The 23,650-nt window shown below is 34.5% G+C and carries 14 protein-coding genes; 11 read left to right on the plus strand and 3 right to left on the minus strand.

What is annotated here, in order from left to right:
* Window positions 1-43: 43 nt before the first annotated feature.
* Both AAON49_RS08975 and AAON49_RS08980 read left to right on the plus strand, forming a co-directional pair.
* Window positions 44-1,054 (plus strand): XdhC family protein, encoded by a 1,011-nt coding sequence (locus AAON49_RS08975; protein ID WP_349554181.1) that lies wholly within the window; start codon window positions 44-46, stop codon window positions 1,052-1,054.
* Complete coding sequence (locus AAON49_RS08980; RefSeq protein ID WP_349554182.1) at window positions 1,054-1,644, plus strand: nucleotidyltransferase family protein; 591 nt, start codon at window positions 1,054-1,056, stop codon at window positions 1,642-1,644. The genes AAON49_RS08975 and AAON49_RS08980 overlap by 1 nt, the downstream gene beginning before the upstream one ends.
* Window positions 1,645-1,654: 10 nt before the next feature.
* On the opposite strand, the gene AAON49_RS08985 is transcribed toward AAON49_RS08980, so the two are convergent.
* Genes AAON49_RS08985 through AAON49_RS08995 form a run of 3 tightly spaced genes read right to left on the minus strand, consistent with a single transcriptional unit; the run spans window position 1,655 to window position 4,839 of the window.
* Window positions 1,655-2,104 (minus strand): nuclear transport factor 2 family protein, encoded by a 450-nt coding sequence (locus tag AAON49_RS08985; RefSeq protein WP_349554183.1) that lies wholly within the window; start codon window positions 2,102-2,104, stop codon window positions 1,655-1,657.
* A gap of 48 nt (window positions 2,105-2,152) precedes the next feature.
* Window positions 2,153-4,360, minus strand: a complete 2,208-nt coding sequence (locus AAON49_RS08990) for a xanthine dehydrogenase family protein molybdopterin-binding subunit (protein WP_349554415.1) — start codon at window positions 4,358-4,360, stop codon at window positions 2,153-2,155.
* Between the two features lie 20 nt (window positions 4,361-4,380).
* Window positions 4,381-4,839: a (2Fe-2S)-binding protein gene (locus AAON49_RS08995; RefSeq protein WP_349554184.1), complete on the minus strand. Its 459-nt coding sequence runs from the start codon at window positions 4,837-4,839 to the stop codon at window positions 4,381-4,383.
* A 444-nt stretch (window positions 4,840-5,283) separates the two neighbouring features.
* On the opposite strand from AAON49_RS08995, the gene AAON49_RS09000 reads away from it, so the two are divergent.
* The 9 genes from AAON49_RS09000 to AAON49_RS09040 all read left to right on the plus strand — a co-directional run bounded on the left by AAON49_RS09000 (window position 5,284) and on the right by AAON49_RS09040 (window position 23,577).
* Window positions 5,284-8,298, plus strand: a complete 3,015-nt coding sequence (locus tag AAON49_RS09000; RefSeq protein WP_349554185.1) for a SusC/RagA family TonB-linked outer membrane protein — start codon at window positions 5,284-5,286, stop codon at window positions 8,296-8,298.
* An 11-nt stretch (window positions 8,299-8,309) separates the two neighbouring features.
* Window positions 8,310-9,785, plus strand: a complete 1,476-nt coding sequence (locus tag AAON49_RS09005; protein ID WP_349554186.1) for a RagB/SusD family nutrient uptake outer membrane protein — start codon at window positions 8,310-8,312, stop codon at window positions 9,783-9,785.
* A gap of 10 nt (window positions 9,786-9,795) precedes the next feature.
* On the plus strand, window positions 9,796-11,847 hold the full coding sequence (locus AAON49_RS09010) for a phage tail protein (RefSeq protein ID WP_349554187.1): 2,052 nt from the start codon (window positions 9,796-9,798) through the stop codon (window positions 11,845-11,847).
* 14 nt (window positions 11,848-11,861) lie between these two features.
* Entirely contained in the window at window positions 11,862-12,785 is a 924-nt protein-coding gene (locus AAON49_RS09015; RefSeq protein WP_349554188.1) for a glucan endo-1,3-beta-D-glucosidase, read from the plus strand.
* Window positions 12,786-12,983: 198 nt separating this feature from the next.
* The gene (locus AAON49_RS09020; protein WP_349554189.1) at window positions 12,984-14,567 is read left to right on the plus strand and encodes a solute:sodium symporter family transporter; all 1,584 of its coding nucleotides are present in this window, start codon (window positions 12,984-12,986) and stop codon (window positions 14,565-14,567) included.
* 35 nt (window positions 14,568-14,602) lie between these two features.
* The gene (locus tag AAON49_RS09025) at window positions 14,603-17,362 is read left to right on the plus strand and encodes a helix-turn-helix and ligand-binding sensor domain-containing protein (RefSeq protein WP_349554190.1); all 2,760 of its coding nucleotides are present in this window, start codon (window positions 14,603-14,605) and stop codon (window positions 17,360-17,362) included.
* 248 nt (window positions 17,363-17,610) lie between these two features.
* Complete coding sequence (locus AAON49_RS09030) at window positions 17,611-20,775, plus strand: glycoside hydrolase family 2 TIM barrel-domain containing protein (RefSeq protein WP_349554191.1); 3,165 nt, start codon at window positions 17,611-17,613, stop codon at window positions 20,773-20,775.
* 10 nt (window positions 20,776-20,785) lie between these two features.
* Window positions 20,786-22,705 carry an immunoglobulin-like domain-containing protein gene (locus AAON49_RS09035; protein ID WP_349554192.1) on the plus strand — a complete coding sequence of 640 codons (1,920 nt, stop codon included), beginning with the start codon at window positions 20,786-20,788 and terminating at the stop codon, window positions 22,703-22,705.
* 29 nt (window positions 22,706-22,734) lie between these two features.
* Window positions 22,735-23,577, plus strand: coding sequence for a glycoside hydrolase family 16 protein (locus AAON49_RS09040; RefSeq protein ID WP_349554193.1), 843 nt, complete (start codon window positions 22,735-22,737; stop codon window positions 23,575-23,577).
* The last annotated feature ends 73 nt before the right edge of the window (window positions 23,578-23,650 follow it).

Raw genomic sequence — 23,650 nt, forward strand, 5'->3', positions numbered from 1 at the left:
TCAGCAGCAAAAGTCTTAAAATTTGTATTTTGGACTTTCATTTATGCTTCACGAACTCAAAGACATTATACGATCTGCCAAAGTAGCCAAAGAAAAAGGAATTAAAACAGCTTTAGCCTCTGTTGTTTCTTTAGACGGATCTTCTTACCGAAGACCTGGAGTACGAATGTCTATTCAAAGTGATGGAAAAATGATTGGAGCTGTTAGTGGAGGTTGCGTAGAGAAAGAAGTATTAAGGCAAGCGCAAAGTGTTTTTGAAAAAGGCCTTCCAAAATTAATGATGTACGATGGACGATATCGTTTAGGATGTGAGGGTATTTTGTATATTCTTATCGAACCATTTGATCCAAAAAATGAATTTTATCTTGCTTTTGAAGAACAATGTGTCTCAAGAAAACCTTTTGAAATTACTACTACATTTTCAAAAGAGGAAAGCAAACAACTAGAAGGCGGGTCTGTTTTTTCTTTTTCAAATACCACATTTAGAGTATACGACAGTTATAAAGAAGACTCTTCTTTGGAAGTTTTTAAACAACGTATTCAACCTGGCTTTAAGCTAGTTATCGTTGGCTCAGAACACGATGCAGTGCAGTTAACTAAATATGCTTCTTTAACAGGATGGGAGGTTGATATTATAGCACCTCCAGACGATCCTAAATCGATAGAAAACTTTCCTGGAGCTTCTAATTATTACGGAATTAGTGAGCATGATTTCCAATCATATGATTTTGATACACAAACTGCACTAATGCTCATGACGCATAGCTATGTAAAAGATTTGAAGTACTTATCTGCAATGACCAACAAAGAAGTTCCTTATATTGGTTTGTTAGGTCCGAGCAAGAGAAGAGAAAAGCTCATTAATGAACTGTTAGAAATAGATAGCGAAATTTCTTATGATTTTCTTGATCAAATTTACGGTCCAGCAGGTATCAATATTGGGGCTGAGACACCTCAAGAAATTGCAATTTCAATATTAGCTGAAATTCTTTCTGTTATTAGAAAACAAAAACCCATATCTTTGAAGGATAAATCAGGAGGTATCCATCAATAATGTCTAAAACCGCTATTTTAATTCTAGCTGCGGGTGAATCTAAAAGATTAGGTAAGCCTAAACAACTATTACCCTACAAAAAAACATCTTTATTATCGCATGCTATAAGTCAAGTAAAAGGCATTGAAAACTCTCAGGTTTTTGTTGTTGTAGGTGCTTATTTTCAGGAAGTTTTTCAATCAATCAGAACTGAAGGAGTTACTGTTCTTAAAAACAACGATTGGGAAAACGGCATGGGAAGTTCTATCAGTAAAGGAATTCAATTCATCAAAAAGAAAAATGCCTTTGATAGAGTTTTAATTACTTTGAGTGATATTCCTCTTGTTTCTAATTCCCATTACAAAGAACTTATTTCTTTGTCTGTAGAATCTAGGAAAAGAATTATTCTTACTGAATATGATGATACATCAGGCGTTCCTGTTGTTTTTGATAAGTCTTTATTTGATGCCTTGTCTTTGTTGAATAATGATGAAGGTGCTAAACCTATTATAGACAAATACAAAAAAGAGGTTTTAAAACTTCAGTCTAAAACCCCTTACTTTGATGTAGATACACAAGATGCATATCAGAAATTACTAGAATTATCGTAATAACTTTAATCTATATTTCTTGTTTTTTGTCTGTAGAAGTTACGTTATCTATTTTCCATTGATTTCCGTATTTTTTATAAATCGCAGTCCAAGCAAAGTGAGTTTTTCCTTGAATTGTGTCTCCATCTTGATTTACAAAAGATACTTTAACCATTTTATCAACAATCGTATAAGCCATTGTTCCATCATCAGAAAACTTAATAATAGGCTCACTTACATCATCCCATTCTAAAAATTCTACTGATGAAAAATAACGATGGTATCTCGTTATAATTGCTTCTCTTTTTGGGTTCGTGATTTCGCCTTTATTAACTGAAATAAAGTTATCAGATAACTGATTTGCAAAAGCAATAGAGTCTTTCAAAAAGTGATACTCTCGTTGTTTTTTATGCAATTCTAAGATTGCTTTTTTTTCCTTAGAAATGTCTGTTTTCGTAGTATGTTTACTACATGAAATCATGATAAGCAAACAGCAGCAAATAAGCAAGTAACTTTTCATTATTGTCTTTTACCCTAAGATTGTATTCTTTTTCTTATCGAAATAATGAATGAATGGCTGGTTGAACATTTGTTTACCTGTGGCAGCTTTAATCGCATTGGCAATTGCACCTCCTGCTGGCGGTAAACCTGGTTCTCCTAATCCTGTAGGAGATTCTTCATTTTGAACAAAATGCACATCAACCTCTGGTGTTTCTTGCATTCTAATTAATCTATATTTATCGAAATTAACAGATTGAGGTACTCCGTCTTTAAAATTTAAATCACCATACATTGCATGTCCAATTCCATCAATAACTCCTCCTTCAACTTGATTTTTGGCTCCTAAAGGATTAACAACAATTCCACAATCAACGGCTGCAGTTACTTTTTTAACAATAGGATATCCATCTTTCATTTCTACCTCAGCCACTTCTGCAACGTGAGTGTTATGACTATAATAGGCTGCAAATCCTTGATGTCTTCCTTGGGCTGGTTTACCCCAATTAGACTTAGCCATTGCCAGCTTAATAGTATCCTCCATTCTTTGTCCTGAATACTGAATTGATTTATCTTCTGTGCCTTTTACATTTTGAAGAAGTTCAATTAATAATTGCGGGTGATCTTTTCCTAATTCATCTGCCAACTCTCTAAAAAACGATTGCTCAGCAAATGCTAAAAAGTTTGTATAAGGTGCTCTCCAAGCTCCGGTGGTCATATCACTTTTGTAATTTCCAGTACTTACTTTATAATTTGGAATACATCCTGCAGGAAAGAAATTTGGAATCAATCCATACATGTTAGAATTGATAGCAGCTTCTTTTAAATGATATCCTGTAATTTTTCCTCCTTTGATGGAAGCAGCTATTCTATATTTAATTGCAGGTCTGTATGTTCCTGCAGTCATATCGTCTTCTCTGGAGAAAACTACTTTTACAGGTTTTTTAATCTTGTCTGAAATCTCAGCAGCTTCCAACACAAAATCACCATACAAACGGCGACCAAAACCACCTCCCATACGTGTCATTTCTAAATGAATCTCTTCTGGCTTTCTACCTAAAGCTTGAGAAACCAAGAAAGAGGCCCAAGCTGGAGTTTGAATAGGTCCTACCAAATGAACTTTTTCGGCAGTAACATTTGCATAAAAATTCATGGGTTCCATACAATTGTGCGGTAAGAAGGGAGATTCATAGGTTCTTTCTATTACCTTATCTGCTTGAGAAAAAGCTTTCTTTACATTTCCATCTTCACGTCGAACATCAAATTTTTTCCCATTTAAAATTTTTAAAAGCTCTTTGTCATGACTCTCTGTACTTTCTAACTTTTTATCATTTTCCCACTCTGCTATCAAGGCTTTTTTACCTTTCATTGCTGCCCAAGTGTTTGTGGCAATAACAGCAATTTTATCTACAGATCTAGTAAAATCAATTCGATCTAACTTTTTAAGTTTTTCTCCAATTCTAACTACATCTATAACACCTTTAACAGCTCTGGCTTTTGAATCATCAAAGTTCTTTAGCTTTTGCCCAAAAGCAGGTGGTCTTAATAACGAAGCATATACCATTCCTTCCGATTTATAATCCAATCCAAATAATGGCTTTCCTGTTTTGATTTTATCAACATCTACATTACCAACATCTTGTCCTATTAATTTAAAATCTTTAGGTTCTTTTAACTTAACGTTTTCGGGTACTTCAAGAGCTGCAGCTTCTTTTACCACATCTCCATAACCTAATTTATCACCATTTGCGTTTGTAATCACTCCTTGTGAAGCTGTACATGTAGATGCATCAACTCCCCATTTTGCAGCGGCAGCATTCACTAACATCTGCCTAGTAGTAGCTCCTGTCTGACGTAAAGCATCCCATCCAGAACGAATAGATTGACTGCCTCCCGCAACTTGTCTTTGGTAATTTTTTGGATCATATATTCCTTGAGCAACATTTACTTTATCCCAAGGAATGTCTAGCTCTTCTGCAATGATCATTGGCATTGATGTTTTCACTCCTTGCCCAATTTCTGGGTTGGGTGAAAATATTGTAACATAACCTTCATCAGATATTTTAATAAAGGCATTGAAGTCATTAAAATTTAATTTTGAAATATCAACAGGTGGTTGAGCTTCAGGTTTACAAGACGTAAAAAAATTAAACCCAATCAACATTCCTCCTCCAACTAACGCGGTAGTTCTTAAAAAGTTCCTTCTACTAAATTCCAATGAATTATTTTGAGATTCCATAGTTTCGTTCATTTAGTTGATTATGATTTTTTTGCTGCTAATTCTACAGCTTTTTCTATTCTATTATATGAAGCACATCTGCAAATATTTCCGTGCATTGCCTGACGAATTTCCTCTTTACTAGGGTTAGGATTTGCTTTTAAAAATGCTGAAGCAGTCATCATTTGACCGGCTTGACAATAGCCACATTGCGGTACGTCAATCTCTTTCCAAGCTTCTTGTACTGGATGTGATCCGTCTTTAGAAAGACCTTCAATTGTTGTAATACTTTCACCTGCAACAGTAGAAATAGGAAGAGAACAACTTCTCATTGCATCTTCTCCAACATGAACTGTACAAGCTCCACATTGAGCAATTCCGCAACCAAATTTGGTGCCAACCATATCAAGTTCATCTCTTAAAACCCATAACAAAGGCGTATCTGAATCTGCGTTAACGGTAATTGACTTTCCATTAATTTTTAGTGTGTAATCCGGCATAATACGTTGATCTATAATATTAATGTTTTCAAGTTACAAAAATTTCAGAGGAACTATTTTTTTTAGCCCTTTTGCAGAACTGATTTAAGAATGATTTAACATCTTAATCTAAGATTTAAACAAATGCTATTTATAGTATTTTTACAAAAAACACCACATCAAATCAATTTAAGTTTTTAACATTGGTAATCTTGATTTGCCGTAAAACCCCTAAAAACAAAGGAATTAAAACTATACGATTTTATTTCAACTATATTAAAAAACAATACATTACCACAACATCTTGTTTTTTTTTATTGAAAAGACATTAAATAATCCTTGCTAATAAAAGGTTTGCAATGTTTTTTCGTTTTTTTTGAAGTGTATATTTTTTGTTGTGTATTTTTTTAATGATTACGCAATAATTGGTAATATTTTTATCAAAATCACAAATTTGAAAATTTTATGAGAAAACTCTTGCTAGTATTTGCATTGACCTTTAGTTCGATGTTTCTCTATGCCCAAACTTTTAATGTTAAGGGTGTTGTTACTGATGTAGTAACAGGAGAAACACTGTTGGGGGTTAATGTTATTGTAAAAAATTCTTCTAGAGGTGACGTAACCGATTTTGATGGAAATTATAAAATTTCTGCAGTACCAAAAGGATCTATTTTGGTATTTAGTTATTTAGGGTACAAAACCAAAGAAGTAGTCGTTGATAAAGAAACTATCAATGTTGCTCTCGAAGAAAGTTCTGAGAAATTAGACGAGATTGTTGTTGTAGGTTATGGTACTCAACGTAAGAAAGAAGTTACAGGTGCCGTATCAGTTGTTGGAAGTGAAACAATTGAAGAATTAAAACCTACACGTGTAGAACAAGCCTTGCAAGGTCAAGTTGCCGGGGTAAATATTACTTCACCTTCAGGATCTCCTGGAGCTGCTCCAAATATCCGTATTAGAGGTATATCAACAAATGGGAATAACAATCCTTTAATTCTTGTAGATGGAAACATCATAGAAGATTTAAGTGTTATCAACCCTTCAGATATAGAATCTATTAACGTTTTAAAAGATGCAACTGCTGGAATTTATGGAGTAAGAGGTGCAAATGGTGTTATCATCATTACTACCAAATCTGGAAGAAAAGAAACAGATTATAAGTTTGCTTTTAACGCCTATACAGGTTTCCAGACTACTACAAGAGAAATTCCAATGCTAAATGCAACAGAATATGCTTTGCTTGCAAATGAGGCACATGCAGCGAATGGCGATGCGCTTCCTTTCCCAAGTGTTGGCTCTTTAGGAGTTGGAACTGATTGGCAAAATGAAGTGTTTGAAACTGCTCCTATATTCAATGTTGATTTTCTAGTAAATAAAGGAACTGAAAAATCTACGTACTCTTTTGGACTTTCTGCCTTAGATCAAGATGGAATTATAGGAAGAGACAAATCAAACTTTAATCGTAGAACAGCAAAGTTCAATTATAGTACAGAGATTATAGATGGTTTAACACTTACGACCTCTTCACTATATACAAACACGAATAGAAAAACATTAGCGGAAAATGCATTAGGTTCTGTTTTATTTAATGCCTTAAATATGCCTGCCACTAGTGGTGTTAATGAACAAGCTCCTACTATTGGTGTAGGAATTGAAGTTATAAACCCTATTGATCAAACTGAAGGTACTTTCAATAGAGTTTGGGTAAACAAATATGCAGGGAGCTACAGTTTAAAATATAAGTTTCTAGATTATTTCTCTGCAGAAACAAGATACCAACACAACTATGCCGTTGTTAAAGGTAAATTCTTCAATCCTGTTGCAGATTTTGGAGCAGGAAAAGTTTTCAATAGGAATATTTCTAGTGTGAATATTTTCCAACAAACTTTTAAAGATTATCTTTTTGATGCTATTCTAAGATATGAAAGAAAATTCAACGATGTACATGACTTAAAGTTAATGCTAGGTACATCTGTAAACAAATCTCTAGGTATTAATGATGTAAATCTAACTAGTGATAATGTAAGTGGAAGTGATTTAAATAGCGCCCACATTCAGAGTGGAGCTAGAGATAACTTGGCATTAAGTAATAGTCCAAGACAATTTTCTGACAGCCGTTTATTATCCTACTTTGCAAGAGTTCAATACAACTATAAAGGAAAGTATTTGCTTTCAGCTGTTGTAAGAAGAGACGGTTCTTCAAACTTTGGACCTAAAAATAAGTTTGGATACTTTACAACTGCTTCTTTAGGTTGGGTCGTTTCAGATGAAAACTTTATGAAGGATAGCGAAGCTATTGACTTCTTAAAACTAAGAGCTAGTTATGGAGTTATTGGAAACGATAGAATTGAAAGTTTCCGATTTGTTTCCCTTTTAACAGGTGAAGCAACGTATGTATTTAATAACCAATTAACTTTTGGACAAGCTCTAGGTGCTATTTCTAATCCTGAAATCAGATGGGAAAAACAAAAACCTTTAGATTTTGGATTAGATATTGGGTTATTTAATAAAATAGATATTACTGTAGACTACTTTAGTAAAGAAACAGAAGATCTTTTAGTAAACCCAGAAGTATCAGGGTTATTAGGATCAAATGCTCCGGGATCGGCAGTGCCTTTGGTAAATGCTGGTACAGTAAGAAATAGAGGTGTTGAATTCTCTATTTCCTATAAAGAAGAGGTTAATGACGATTTTAACTTTAACATTAATTATAACCTTACAACATTAGACAATGAAGTTCTTTTTGTTGGTAGTGATTCTGGTGTAGTCTTTGGAGGAACTTTTGGAGTTGGTCAAGAAAATGATATCTCTAGAATGGAAGCTGGTTTTCCAATAGGATATTTCTACGGGTTACAAACCGACGGTATCTTTCAAACACAAGCAGAAGTAGATGCTCATGCAACTCAAACGAATGCTGCTCCTGGAGACCTAAGATACATCGATCGTAATGGAGATGGGGTAATCAGTTCAGATGACAGAGCCTATATCGGAGATCCAATTCCTGATGTAACTATGGGATTAAACTTCTCATTAAATTATAAGAATTTCGACTTCAACATGTATGCTTTTGCATCTATGGGGAATGAGATTGTTCGTAACTACGAAAGAAATCAACCTTTAACCAATAGATCTGTATACTACTTAGATCGTTGGACTGGTCCTGGAACTAGCAATAGTTTTCCAAGAGTAACAACAGGTGCTACAAGCAATAGTTTGTTCTCAGACTTTTATGTTGAGGATGGTTCTTTTGTAAGACTTCAAAACATCCAATTAGGATATAGTTTTGGAGAAGAGTTTTTAAAGAGACCTGGTTTTGATAAACTTCGTGTTTACTTATCAGCCAGCAATCTTTTCACATTGACAAAATATAGAGGTTTTGATCCTACTGGATCAGGAGGAGATCCAATTGGTGCTGGAATCGACCAAGGTTTCTACCCTTCGCCTAAGACCTTCTTATTAGGAATAAATGTTAATTTCTAAAAATGAAGAAAATGAAAAAATTAAATATAAAAATAGCAATCATTGTAGCATTTTTAGCTTTGACTTTTAATGCATGTAGTGACGATTTTGTAGATGTTGATCCTACGGCTGTTGCCTCAGAAAACTTTTTCAACAATGAACAAGACTATCAAAATGCATTGATAGGAGCTTATGACATTTTGCAATCTACTTATATAAATGTGATGTTAGGTGAAATTGCATCAGACAATACCCTTGCTGGTGGCGAAAGCGCAACAGATGTACCTGGAATTCAGCAAGTAGACGATATGATTCACACACCAGTAAATTCAAACATCAGAGATGTATGGAGATGGATGTGGTCTGGAGTGAATAGAGCCAACTATATTATGGAATTTCAAGATAAGACAGATTTTTCAGGGAAAACTGAAGTATTAGCTCAAACACGTTTCTTAAGAGCTTACTACTATTTTGAATTGGTAAAGTGGTTTGGAGATGTTCCTTTAGTTGTTGATCAAAGAATTCAATTTGGAGATCAATTTGCTCTAGACAGAAGTCCTAAAGCAGACGTGTACGCTCAAATTGAAGCTGATCTTATTTTTGCAGCTGATAATTTACCTGCAACTCAAGCTGAAGCAGGTAGAATTACAAAAGGTGCGGCACAAGCTTTATTAGGTAAAGCATATCTGTATCAAGATAAATTTGCCGAAGCCGCTCAAGTTTTAGAAAACCTAATCTCAACCGGACCATACGATTTGGTTACCGATTATGCTACTATTTGGGAAGAAGCTGGTGAAAACAACATAGAATCTGTATTTGAAGTTCAATATACAGATACTGAAGGAGCTGGGTTTGGATGCTTACAGTGTAGTGAAGGAAATGTAGCTGTTGGTTTCAGTGGAATTAGAAACTATGCAGGACCTTTCTTTAGTTCCGGATTTAGTTTTAACGTTCCTGTAGCTGAAGCTTACAATGCTTTTGATGCAGACGACTTAAGAAGAGATGTAGCTATTTTAGATATCGATGCTTGGGCAACTCAAACTGGTGCTACTTTTGGTACTGGATTTGAACATACAGGATATTTCAACAGAAAGTACATTCCTAGAGTTAGAAGTGCTGGAGCACAACCTGATTTAAATTTAACCAATCCTAATAATTATAGAGCTATTCGTTTTGCTGATGTTCTGTTAATGGCTGCTGAAGCACTAAATAGAGGTGGTATCAGTGATGCTAGAGCTCAAGAATATCTTAACAGAGTACGAAGAAGAGCTTTTGGAGATTTGTTACATGATGTTACATCTACAGGAGCTGCTTTAACTGAAGACATCTACAATGAAAGAAGATTAGAATTGGTAGGTGAAGGACATCGATTTTTCGATTTAGTTAGAACAGGTAGAGCTGCTACTGAAATTGATGGTTTTGTGGCTGGGAAACACGAACTGTTCCCTATTCCACAAATTGAGATTGAACTAACTGGTAACAGATGGGCTCAAAACCCTGGATATTAAAATTATGAATATGAAACTTATTAAAAATATATTCAAAACAGTATTCATCATCTTAGTTATTATAAGCTGTGATGAAAATAGAGATCTAGATTTTCTAGATACAATAGCGCCTCCAACAAATGTATCTGCTACATTTGATGTTACTCAAGATAATACAGGAGTTGTTACAATTACTCCAAATGCAGACGGAGCTAATTCTTACGAAGTTGTGTTTGGTGATGGTTCCGACAACGTAACCATTTTAGCTGGAGAAAGTGTAGAACACACATATGCTGAAGGTAATTACGATGTTACTATTAGAGCATTCAATATTAAAGAAGACGTAACAGAAGCAACAGTTCCATTAGTAGTTTCTTTTATGGCGCCTTCTAATCTTGTAACCACAATAGAAAATGACGCAGCAATATCTAAGCAAGTAAATGTAACAGTTACAGCTGATTATGCTGTTTCGTACGATTTTTACTCAGGAGAACCTGGAATTACAGATCCTGTAGCTACTGCAAATATTGGTGAAACAGTTTCTTACACTTATACAAATCCAGGTACTTATAGTCTTAGAATTGTTGTAAAAGGAGCTGCTATTCAAACCACAGAATATACAGAAGATTTTGAGGTAACTGAAATTTTACAACCTATTGCTTCAGCTGCTACACCTCCAACTAGAAATCCACAAGATGTAATTTCTATTTATGGCTCAGAGTATGACAATGTAGCTGGAACTGATACTTTCCCTGACTGGGGGCAAGCTGGACAAGGAAGTAGCTGGGGAACATTCACATTAAATGGTGATGACATGCTTCAATATACAAACTTAAGCTATCAAGGTATTCAATTTGGAGCTCCTCAAGATGTGTCTGCAATGGAATACATTCACTTAGATGTTTGGACTAGTGCTAATGCTGATATAACTAGACTAGAGACTTCTTTAATTAGCGTTTCCAATGGTGAAAAACCAGTGTGGTCTGATTTAACTGCTGGTGAGTGGACATCAATCGATATTCCAATTTCAGATTTTACAGATCAAGGTTTAACTGTTGCTGATATCCACCAATTAAAATTTGTTGGAGATCCATGGGCTGCAGGAACAGTATTTATAGATAATATTTATTTTTACAAATCTCCAAGTAGTACTGTAGTAAGTGGTATTCAAGATTTTGAAGGAACTGCACCTACATTTACAGTATTCGGAAATATTGCTGCAACTGAAGTTGTTGCTAACCCAGATCCTACAGGAGCAAATACTACTGCCAATGTAGCTAAGTTGACCAAAACTAATGGTTCAGAGGTGTGGGCAGGAACTTTCTTTGAAGTAGGAAGCCCTCTTGATTTGACAAATTTCAGCAAAATTCGTGTGAAAACTTGGTCTCCTAAAAATGGAGCACAGGTAAAACTAAAACTTGAAAATGCAGACGCAAGTGTAACTTATGAACAAGATTTAAATACTACGGTTGCTAATGCTTGGGAAGAATTAACTTATGATTTTAGTGGAGCACCAGCTGGAGATTATGTTAGAATTGTTATCTTCTTTGACTTTGGAAATGCTGGAGATGATAGCCTTTATTATTACGATGAAATAGCGCTTATAGACGATTCTGGAGGCCCAGCACCATTATCATTCCAAGATTTCGAAGGAACTGCGCCTACATTTACAGTATTCGGAAATATTGCTGCAACTGAAGTAGTTGCTAATCCAGATGCAACTGGAGTAAACACTACTGCTAATGTCGCTAAACTGACCAAAACTAATGGTTCTGAGGTATGGGCAGGAACTTTCTTTGAAGTGGCAAGTCCATTAGACTTTAATACTTACTCTAAAATTAGTGTTAAGACTTGGTCTCCTAAAAATGGCGTTGTTGTGAAAGTGAAATTAGAAAATGCTGATGCCAGTGTAACTTACGAACAAGATCTAAATACTTCTGTTGCCAATGCTTGGGAAGAATTAGTATATGATTTTAGTGGGGCACCAGCAGGGGATTATGTAAGAGTTGTTATCTTCTTTGATTTTGGAAATCCAGGAGATGATAGTCTTTATTATTTTGACGAGTATACCTTAACGAACTAGATAAAAGTATAATTATGAAAAAATTTAAATATATCATAGGTTTGATTTTGTTGACATCTATTGTTCTCGTAGGTTGTCAAGACGAAGATCAAGAGTTTGGAGATATTATTGCACCTAGCAATATTCAAATAACTGCTGTAATAGAAGGAGCAGACGCTGCCAATCCGAATGGAGATGGTTCTGGAGTAGTACATTTTACTGCTACAGCAAACAATGCTGTTTCTTACACATTTGTATACAATGGAAGCGAAACATCAGCTCCGTCAGGAAGGCATACTTATAACTTTGCAATTTTAGGACTGAATACATATACAGTAACTGTAGTAGCTTCAGGTACTGCTGGTGTAACATCAAGCGCAAGCATTCAAGTAGAAGTGCTATCAACTTATTCACCTCCAGCAGATTTAACAGACAAACTTCATGGAGGAACATCAAAGACATGGAGAATAAAATCTGAAAAGCCTGGACATTTTGGATTAGGCCCAGTTGGTGGAACTGTTCCTACTGAATGGTATGGGGCAGGTATAGATGAAAAAGCCGGAGTTGGAATGTATGACGACAGATACGTTTTTAATGCAGATGGAACATTTATGCACATTACAGATAGTACAAATGATGCAGGAGGAAACGATCCTACAGGAACAATTTTTGGTAGAGATCCACTTATTTATGATGATTTAGGAAATTCAGGAGCAGGAACTATTGATGGTGCTGACGTTCTAAACTTTCCTTTTGATGATTATAGCGGAAGTTGGGCGTTAACAGCTCCTAACGGAGTTGAAACTATCAACTTAACTGGTTCTTCATTTATTGGATACTATACATCAGGAAATCATCAATATCAAATTTTTGATCGATCACTTCCAAATGAAATGCTCTTAAGAACAACAGATGGAAATGGCCAATTTGATTGGTGGTTTATCATAACAACAGATTAAATTATAACACTTCATTAAACTTTGAATTTAATTTGATACAAAGAGCTACACAAAAATGTGTAGCTCTTTTTTATGGTTTTGTTTAAAAAAACATTGATGTTGTGTTTCTAAAATGATTGGTAAAAAAACCATACAAAAATTCAATACGCCCTTATTTTTTATATATTTACTTTCATAATCCCCTAAACATCGGTTTGCATGTTAAGTATTTTTTCATTTGTAGGTTTCACTTTTTTAGTCGCAATCATATCTTATTTAGCAACAAGAAAAACAAATGAAAATTCCTCTGATGGTTACTTTTTAGGAGGCCGCAGTTTAACTGCAGGGGTTATTGCTGGCTCATTATTACTTACCAATCTCTCAACCGAACAAATAGTTGGACTTAATGGCCAAGCCTACTCAAATGGCCTCTCGGTAATGGCTTGGGAAACCCTTGCTGCTATTGCAATGGTTGTTACAGCAATATTTTTATTGCCTAGATACCTAAAAGGAGGTTTAACAACCATTCCTCAGTTTTTAAAAAGAAGGTTTGACACAACAACAAAAACATTAGTCTCCGGATTATTTTTAACGGGTTATGTAGTTGTGTTACTTCCTATAATTCTATACTCTGGATCTATTGCAATTAGTGGGATGTTTGACATTCCCAATTTATTAGGTGTCTCACACACCCAGTCTATATGGATCTGCGTTTGGGGTATTGGAATTATTGGTTCTATCTATGCAATTTTTGGTGGCTTAAAAGCTGTTGCTATTTCTGATTCTATCAATGCAATTGGCTTACTCATTGGTGGCCTTTTAATTCCCTTATTTGGAATTACACTTATTGGAGATGGAAGTTTTTTTGAAGGTTTATCAGCATTAACAACAGAAAACCCAGACAAACTTAAATCTATGGGTAATGCATCAGATCCTGTACCTTTTTACACAATTTTTACTGGGATGATGCTTGTTCAATTATTTTATTGGGGCACAAATCAGCAAATCATTCAAAGAGCTTTAGGAGCTAAAAACCTACAAGAAGGGCAAAAAGGCCTTTTGCTAGCTTCCTTTATTAAAATTTTAGGTCCAATCATTGTTGTTTTACCAGGAATCATTGCATTTCATTTATTTGATGGGAATTTAGAAACTGCAGATCAAGCTTACCCTATGCTTGTTAACAAAGTTCTTCCTGCCGAATGGATTGGCTTCTTTGCAGCAGTTCTTTTTGGTGCTATCTTAAGTTCTTTTAATAGTGTCTTAAATAGTTCTGTAACGCTTTTTGGAATTGATATTTACAAACAGCACATCAATAAAAAAGCCGATGAAAAAACAATAGTGAAATACGGAAAATTATTTGGTGTCCTTTTAGCTATTGCTTCTATGTGTATTGCCCCTTTACTTTTAGGGCAAGACAGTTTATTTGATTATTTGCAAAAAGTAAATGGTATATATAGCATTCCAATTCTAACAATATTTTTAGTAGGATATTTAACAAAGAAAGTCCCTGCAATTGCTGCAAAAGTTGGACTTATCTCTGGAGTTGTACTATATGTAACTTATATTTTTGTTGATGCTTACTTCCCTAAAGTTTTTACTGGCTTGCATTTTTTAGATATTATGGCAATTCTTTTTATTTTAAATATTGCCATTATGCTTTTTATAGGACGAAAATTTCCAAGAGAAGAAGAATTCGTACAATCTTATACACAACAAGTTGACATTAAACCTTGGCCTTATGCAAAAAAAGCTGGTTTATTTATTTGTATTATTGTTATTGGAGTTTATTATTATTTCAGCTAATGAGGTTTAAAAATTACATATTATTCGTTGCTTTTTTGATTCAATTTATCAGTTCGGCTCAAGAATTCCCTCCAATTGAGGTTTTTATGCCTGAAACCTACGGAGCAGAAGACCAAAACTGGGCGATAGATCAGGGTTCAGATCAGTCAATTTATTTTGCAAACAATAAAGGCCTTTTAGTATACAATGGTGCAAAATGGCAACTTTATAAGTCTACAAATTCATCAATAAAAAGATCTGTAAAAGTTATAAATGATAGAATCTATACAGGGTCTTACATGGATTTTGGGTATTGGACAAAAAACGAATACGGTGTTTTTAAATACACTTCTATTTCTCAAGAAAAAGGTATCGATTTGTTGGAAGATGAAGAGTTTTGGAGCATTTTAGAACTTCAGCATTGGATTATTTTCCAATCGTTAGACAGAATATATATCTATAATACGAAAGATGAGAGCTTTTCAATTATTAATTCTGAGACTACTATTATAAAAGCGTACAAAGTAGAAGAAACTATTTATTTTCAGAAAATAAATCAAGGAATCTATAAAATTGAAAGCGGTAAAGAAGTTCTGGTTACTAATAATCCATTATTGAAAAACGAAATTGTTGTCAATATCTTTAAAGAAAATGGCCGTTTACTCTATCAAACCAAAGAAAAAGGGTTCTTTATTGAAGCAGGAAACAATCTTGTTCCTTGGAATAGACTTCTCAACCTAAAACTATCTCAATATAGCATCTACAATAGTATTCAGTTAAGAAATGGAGACTTCCTTTTAGGTACAGTTTCCAATGGTGTTCTATATATAAATTCCAAAAAAGAAATTTCTCTCGAGGTTAACCAAAGAATGGGTTTAGGTAACAACACTGTACTTTCTTTGTTTGAAGATAAAAATGGCAATGTTTGGCTTGGTTTGGATCACGGTATTAGCAATATTAATTTTAACGCTCCCTTTAGAGTTTTTAAAGACAATCAGGGTGTTTTGGGAACTGTATATACAACACTTTTAGACAACAATATTTTATACTTAGGAACTAATCAAGGTTTATTCTATAAAAATTACAATACTAAAGAATCATTCAAGATTGTCAAAGGAACTGAAGGGCAAGTCTGGAGCCTACAAAAATTAAAAGGCACTGTTTTTTGCGGTCATGACAAAGGAACTTTTGTTATTAAAAATGGAAACGCTAATCAAATTTCTGACATAACTGGAACCTGGCAAATCAAAGAAATAAAAGACAAACCCAACTTGTTAATTCAAGGAAATTACAATGGTCTTTATATATTAGAAAAGAGCAATAATAATTGGCAATTAAAAAACAAACTAGATGGCTATAATATATCCTCTAGATATCTTGAGTTTACTCAGTCTGAAGAGTTATTAGTTAATCACGAGCATAAAGGGGTTTATCGATTGTCTATCGATAAAGAGTATAAACGTGTACTCGATTTTTCGAAATTAAAAATAGAAAAATCTATAAAATCTAGCCTTACAAAATACGAAGGCAGTGTTTTTTATGGTTCCAATCGCGGTGTTTTTATTTATAACACAGCTTCAAAAAACTTTATCAAAGACACTCTTTTTAGCAAATTAAATCAATCAGTAGATTATATTTCTGGAAAGCTAGTTAGTGCCAACAATAAGCTATTTGCTTTTACAAAACAAAACATTACGTATGCTGAAAGAGGAAAACTAAGCTCTAATCATGTTTTACAGTCTTTGCCTTTGTCTGGCAACATAAGAGAAACTAAAGATGGATATGAAAACATTTTATATGTTGGAAATGACAAGTATTTAATTGGAACTACTGGGGGTTATATTATTACAGAATTAAATGCTAATGATAAAGATGATTATCAAATTACAATTTATGCCATTGAAGCTCATAAGTTAAACGCCTCTACGAAAGCATTAGATCTTACACAGGAATCTGTTCTTAAAAATAAAGAAAATCATGTTTCATTTTCTTTTAGTGTAACCGATTATAGTAAATATTTACCTTCTCAATATCAATATCGATTAGTAAACTTTAATGATAACTGGACTAGTTGGTCAACAAATCCAGAAGCTTTCTTTGAAAATCTCCCTTATGGAGATTACATCTTTGAAGCAAGGGCAAAAGTTGGAGATGTTGAAACCTCTAATATTGCTCGTTATGAATTTTCTATAGAAAAACCTTGGTATCTAAAACCTTTTGCGGTTATTATTTATTGTATTGCTGGCTTTATTTTGGTAGTTATTATCCATTTAATATATAGAGGATATTATAAAAAACAACGTAGAAAATTATTGCTAAAAAAAGAAAAAGAACTAGAAATCAAGCAATTAGAAAATGAGCAACAATTAATGCATTTCAAAAACTTAGAGTTAGAAAAAGACATTGAATCAAAAAACAGAGAACTCGGAATGTCTGCAATGAATTTAGTTAAACGTAATGAGCTTCTTGGACTTATCAAGAAAGAATTAAGCTCAACTAAAGATTTAGAAGATGTTACTAAAGTTGTAAAATTGATTAATAAGAACCTTAATACTACTGACGATTGGAAACTTTTTGAGGAAGCATTTAACAATACCGATAAAGACTTTATTAAAAAACTAAAAGAGCAACATACCAATCTTACATCTAATGATTTAAGATTATGTACTTACCTAAGATTAAACCTATCGTCTAAAGAAATAGCTCCATTACTAAACATCTCTACTAGAAGTGTAGAAGTAAAGAGATATCGTCTGCGTAAAAAGATGAATTTACCTCATGAAGTAAGTTTGTCCAGTTATATTTTACACTTATAAACTTAATATACTGTTAAAACGCCTATACAACACTACAACATTTACTATTTATTTGCTTATCCTCACACAACATTTCCTTTATTAACCCCTCATCATTAAAGGGATTGTTTTAATAATTCCTCAATTTATTGCTGATTTTTTTTTCATGTATATTTTTTATTGAGGTTTTATTTTCGAAATCATTAATTCTTAACGTTAAATTTACTTTCAAGCATATTTCGATATGCCTATAACTAAAATTTAACAATATGAAAAACAATCTTTTAACGCTGATCCTCATACTTAGCACATCCCTCATGTTTGCACAAAGTGCTAAGGTTTCTGTCAACGAAGACTCAAGCGGAATGAAGCTGAAAGTAAATGGAGCAGACTTTATGATCAATGGTATGAACTGGGATTACTTCCCAATTGGAACCAACTTTTCCTACAGTTTATGGAATCAATCAGACGATGTCATAAAAGCTGCTTTAGATGCAGAAATGGGGTTACTACAAAACATGGGAGTTAATACAGTAAGAATGTATACAGGTGTTCAACCAAAATGGATTCAATACATCTACGAAAACTATGGAATTTATACAATGCTAAACCATTCTTTTGGTAGATACGGATTAACCATTAATGGAGCTTGGGTACCAGTAACTGATTATTCAAATAAAGACACTCAAGAATTATTAATATCAGAAGTTACGAAATTAGTAAACGAGTACAGAAACACTCCAGGTTTATTAATGTACTTATTAGGAAACGAAAATAATTATGGGCTTTTCTGGGCAGGTGCAGAAACTGAAGATTTTCCAGATGAAGAAGATCAAAGAAATGCAGTAGGAGAAAACCGTGGAAGACCAATGTATCGATTAATGAATGAAGCTGCCAAAATTATGAAAGCAGCAGATTCATCTCATCCAGTTGCAATTTGTAATGGAGACGTTTTATTTATTGACATTATTGCCGAAGAATGTAAAGATGTAGATATCTATGGAGTAAATTCTTATCGTGGGGTTTCTTTTACAGATTTATTTAAGGTTGTAAAAGAGAAGCTAAATAAACCTGTAATGTTTACAGAGTTTGGAGCTGACGCCTTCAATGCAATTAACAACGCTGAAGATCAAAAATCTCAAGCCTATTACATGGTAGGAAACTGGAAAGAGATTTATGAAAATGCTGCTGGAATGGGAAAAGAAGAAAACTCTATCGGAGGTTTTACTTTCCAATTTAGTGATGGGTGGTGGAAATTTGGTCAAACTAAAAACTTAGACGTACATGATAACAATGCTTCTTGGGCTAACGGAGGATATCCGATTGATTTAGCTCCTGGAAAAAACAACATGAACGAAGAATGGTTTGGAGTTTGCGCAAAAGGGCCAACAAATGAAAGAGGTTTATATGATCTTTATCCAAGAGCTGCATATTATGCCTTGAAAGAAGCTCATAAATTCAATCCTTATACTTTAGGATCAAATACAGAATCTTTAGACCTACACTTTAAAGGTATTAATTTAATGGATGCTGTACTAAGAGCTCGTGGAGATAAAGCTGCTTTAGGCGGTGGTGGAAGCGGTTCTAAATTAAGAGTAAGTAATTTACAAGCTAGATTTACAACTTTCCAAACTGGAGGTAGCTTACTTACTACTCCTGATACTGCCGAACCAGATGCAAACTCATTTCCAAATCAATTAGGGTTCGATCATATGCAATCATACTTTATCGGATTTGAAGGAAACCCTTCTCCAAATATGAGAGCAAATGTAAACTTCAATGTAATTGGAAGAGTTGCTCAAAACCCAATCGATGAAATCTTTTATGAAAATAGAGCAAGACCTGTTACAGTAAACACTGATAATGGAAATGTAGTCTTAAATGATGTAAATCGTGTTAATGTTTACAATGCCGAATTTGAGTGGAATGCTGAAGATTTCGTGTTAAGAGGTTTCTATAGAACTGGGCATTACCACTGGGGATATGAAGGAGACTTCTTTGGATTATATCCTGAAGCTAACTATGGTCCTAACTTAGATATTTACGGAGGTGAAATCTTAGGATTTGAAGTAGACGGTAAAGGAAAATTTGAAGGATTAAAAGCAGCTATTGGACCTCAACTTTGGTGGGGAGCAAATCCAACTGCCTTATTAAAATATCATAAAAAACTAGGACATTGGGATGTTACAGGAATCTACCACAGAGATTTTCAAACAGACATCCAAATAGATCCTACCACAGGACAACGTGTTCTTGATGCTAATCAAGTACGAAGTGGTATCATTCCTGCATTCCCAACAGAGAGAGCTTCTCTAGTATTCGAAAGAAAGTTTGGAAATGTTGAATTTACATTAGGAGGTCTTTGGGCTGGAAGTCCATTAAATGGAACAAGCTATCAAGATATTGACGCAAATGGAAATGTAGTTGTAGATAGAGTTAAATCTACAGATAACTGGGGATGGAAAGCAAAGCTTACCTATCAAAAAGGTATTTTCAACTGGTATGCTCAAGGAGGTGTTGCAGGACTTGTTGCCAATGGTGGTGCAGATCAAACACAAACATTCACAGGATGGAAACTAAAAGATATTGGAAGTGGAAACTTATCTAACTTCTTAACCGGATTTACCTACACGAAAGGAAATCTTCAAATTGCACCTAACTTCTTATGGCAAAAACCTTTAGTAGCTCCAATGCCAAATGGTGTTGCGGCTCCTGGAAGGTTACGTAATGTTATTGACGATCCTTTTGCAGTAAGATGGAATAGAGAAACCACAGCTGGAGAAATTTTATTCACTTATGACCCAACTCCTGGATCATGGATGTACGAATGGGATAATGATAGAGCTGAAGATGCAAAATTTGCAATGAATCTTGGTTTTGTATACCGACACTTGCCAACCACTATGGATGCGCATATTGGATTCTTAGCAAATCGTTCTTTCTTCGCTTTTCCAAACTCTGCTCCTGCTCAAGACTTATGGGAAGTTCATTCTAGAATGGTTTCTAAAATCAATCCTGACTTTGGAGTAATTGGAAACTTTTACTATGGAAACGGTCAAGCTAATGGAGATTCTGATAGAACCATTACTAGGTTTGGAGGTGACATTAGAATGATTTATAAAAAGACCAAAACCATCGCTCAGGTAAAAGTGAACGATTGGGGTCCTTTTGATTATCATAGAGACTTCAACTTAACATTCCCGTTACAGTTGATGCTAGACTTCTCAACAACATTAGGAAAACCAGATTGGTTTGTTTTACCAAGTACAACTGTTGGAATTCGTGGAACATGGAGATCATTAAATGAATTCTCACCACGTTATTCTCCATTAGCAGCACCACAATTTGGGGTACCACCGTTAAGTCCTGTTGGATTCCCAAATGGTTCTGAATGGGAGATTAGGACTTACATACACATTAACATTGGAAAATAAAAAATAAGAAATGAAAACAGTAAAATATATTCAAGCAAAGATCTACCTTCCTTTGGCGTTGGTGGTGATGACATTAGTAAGCTGTGAACGAGATCTTTCAGATGACGTTGTATTAGCAACGTTTGCAACTACTGCAGAAGTGTTTACAGATGCTCCAGTAGGTTTAGGAAGCAATTTTTATCTTCCTTTTGCAGACTCTAAACTAGATGCTTTCTCAGTTGATAATAACGAAGGATTTGAAAGCTCTGCTTCCTATCGTGTGGATGTGCCAAACGCAAATGACCCAACAGGAAATTATGCAGGTGCAATTTTAAGAATTGATGGTGCTGGTAGAGATTTATCAGGTTATGATGCAATTACTTTTTATGCAAAAGCTTCTCAAGGAGTAACTCTAGATGCTGTTGGATTTGGTCAGGATTTTTTCGAAAACAAATATCAAGTTTCAGCTAGTAATTTAAGTGTTGGAACCAACTGGACAAAATATGTTATTCCAATACCAGATGCTTCAAAACTAATAGAAGAAAGAGGTGTATTCTGGTATGCTGCAGGAACACAAGCTACAGGAGGTTTCGGATATGTATTATGGTTTGATGAAATCAAATTCGAAAAATTAGGAAACGTTGCGCAACCAAGACCAGCTATCTATAACGGAAATGATGTTAATGCTCAAAGTTTTATTGGTGGATCATTAAGTGTAGATGGACTTGCTCAAACCTTCAATTTAGGAAATGGTCAAGATATAACAGTAAATGCAGCTCCAAGCTATTTTACTTTTACTTCTTCTGATACTTCTGTTGCAACAGTAGATGAGCTTGGTCAAATTTCTATTGTTGGTGGAGGAACAACTACAATAACAGCTTCTTTAAATGGAATTGATGCTGCTGGTTCATTAACACTACAATCTTTAGGAAACTTTACTCCTGCTCCAACTCCTACGAGAGATGCAGCTAATGTAATTTCAATCTTTAGTAATGCCTACACTAATGTTCCTGTTGATTATTACAATGGTTATTGGGCACCTTTTCAAACTACTGGATCTGAAGACTTCTCTGTAAACGGAGATGATGTATTAAACTATACAAACTTCAATTTTGTGGGAACTAGTTTTAGCAATCCAACAGTAAACGGATCTTCTATGACACATGCTCACTTTGATGTTTTTGTTCCAGGTACAATTGATCCTGGAGCACAATTAAAAATTACAATTAGAGATTTTGGTGCTGATGGTGCTGATGGTGGTGGTGATGATACTAATTTAGAAACTACTTTAACTACATCAACACTACAAGGTGATACTTGGGTGAGTGTAGACATCCCATTAGCTTTAGCAAATAAAAACAATTTAGGGTTGATTATCTATGAAAACTTAGGAACCAATCTTACCAATTTTTATCTAGATAATATTTATTTCTATGAAGTTCCTACAACTCCAACAGTAGCAGCTCCTACTCCTACGCATCCTGCTGCTAATGTTGTTTCATTATTTAGCAATGCTTATACTAACGTAACTGTAGATACATTTAGAACTCCTTGGTCAGCTGCTGCAACTGTTTTAACAGATGATGTTGTTGCTGGTGATGATGTGAAGAAATACGAAAACCTTGGATTTGTGGGTATTGAGACAACTTCAGCTACAGTAGATGCTTCATCAATGACACATTTCCATTTAGACGTCTGGTCTCCAGATTTTACATCATTCAACATAAAATTAGTTGACTTTGGTCCAGACGGTGCCTTTGGAGGTGGTGATGACTCTGAACATGAAATTGTTATTACTGCTCCTGCTCAAGGAGAATGGGTGAGTTTAGATATTCCTTTAAGTGACTTTACAGGATTAACCTCAACAGCAAATATTGCTCAATACATTTTAGTTGGTCAACCTTTTGAAGTTACCGATGTATTTATAGATAATATGTATTTCCACAACTAATAGGAATGCAAATTTTAAGAATTAAGATTATGAAAAACATAAATAAAATAAAAACAGTTTCTAAGTATAGTTTCGCGCTAATGATTCTAGTTCTTTTTAGCTGTGAAACAAATGAAACTCAGACTGTGACAAACTTTACCAATTTAACATGGCAAGACAACTTTGATACAGATGGAGCTCCAGATTCAGCAAACTGGACCTACGAAATTGGAGATGGAACTGCACAAGGAATTCCTGGTTGGGGAAACAATGAGCTGCAATATTATACAGATAGACCTGAAAATGTTGTTGTTGAAAACGGAATGCTAAAAATTACAGCTGTTAGAGAACAATTTCAAGGTTCTAATTATACATCCGCTAGAATTTTAACAAAAGGATTATTTCAACAGTCTTATGGTCGTTTTGAAGCCAGAATTAAATTGCCTTGGGGGCAAGGTTTATGGCCTGCATTTTGGTTGCTAGGAGATGATAATAATGGCACTGTTGTTTGGCCTCAGAATGGCGAGATAGATATCATGGAAAATCGTGGTTCAGAGCCAACTATTACTCATGGTTCTGTACACGGACCAGGGTATTCTGCTGGAAATGCAATAACAAAAAGCTACGAATTACCAAACGGAAGATTTGATACTGATTTCCATGTCTTTGGAATAGAATGGGGTCCTAATTACATTAACTATTATGTAGATGACGTACTATACAATCAGATTACTCCAGAAGATGTTACTGGTGAATGGGTATATAACGACAAGCCTTTCTACATCATATTAAATGTAGCTGTAGGTGGAGCTTTCTCCGGAAACCCTTCGGCAAATACAGTATTTCCGCAAACCATGTACGTAGACTATGTAAGAGTCTACTCATACGAATAAAACAAAAACTAATAAAATCAATAACTAGGGAACAATAGATCAAGTCGATTCTAAATCGATTTGATCACTTCCT

It is taken from the genome of Pseudotenacibaculum sp. MALMAid0570 (genome assembly GCF_040151415.1).
Lineage (GTDB): Bacteria > Bacteroidota > Bacteroidia > Flavobacteriales > Flavobacteriaceae > Polaribacter.